Annotated in this window: 1 pseudogene; it reads right to left on the reverse strand. The window is 43.0% G+C overall.

The window, feature by feature from the left end:
* Positions 1–385, reverse strand: a pseudogene (locus CIK04_RS30045) (4-hydroxyphenylpyruvate dioxygenase); the annotation flags it as partial.
* Positions 386–674: the final 289 nt, after the last annotated feature.

Raw genomic sequence — 674 nt, forward strand, 5'->3', positions numbered from 1 at the left:
ATAGAGCAAACTGCCACCAATGCCATGCACAGCAGGGATACTCAGTTCCATCGGTCCTATTTCTGTTTTGTATTCTTCTGCGCCATTGGTTAATGCATGCTTAAGTGCTGACGCTGCATCTTGCACTCGAAATGCCATCCCACATACTGAAGGTCCATGAACTTTTGCAAATCTCCTCAGCCTGACTGTGCGGCTGAGCATTAACGACAAAGTTGATATCGCCTTGGCGATATAACCAAGCTTCTTTCGAGCGATGCTTGGCGACTTCCGCAAAGCCCAGCGAGGAAAACAAATGCTTAAGCTGCTCGATACCTGTGTTATCGGCGGCGGTGTATTCGACAAACTCAAATCCGTCTGTGCCCAGTGGGTTGATTGCATCCACCATGACTTTCTCCTTTTAGACTGTGTTTATTTGTTAACACTTTGTTAACTTGAACCAGAGTCAGAAGAATTGGAATAGCGCCTGTCTACTACGAAAAATTCAATCCATACGCCAAAATGTAAAACATTTGTTACACCGCTAGCGAATAACCATAATTTGACACAAAAGCGTGCCATTCCCTCTTCGATTACCCCTTTGCGTTGTACGAGCCAATTTACAGACCAATCGTAAATGTAAATTTTATGTTAACTGCTGAGTAATAATTATTTTCCCGTTGTTTAAAACGTCATTA

This window comes from Vibrio sp. 03_296, from assembly GCF_002265885.1.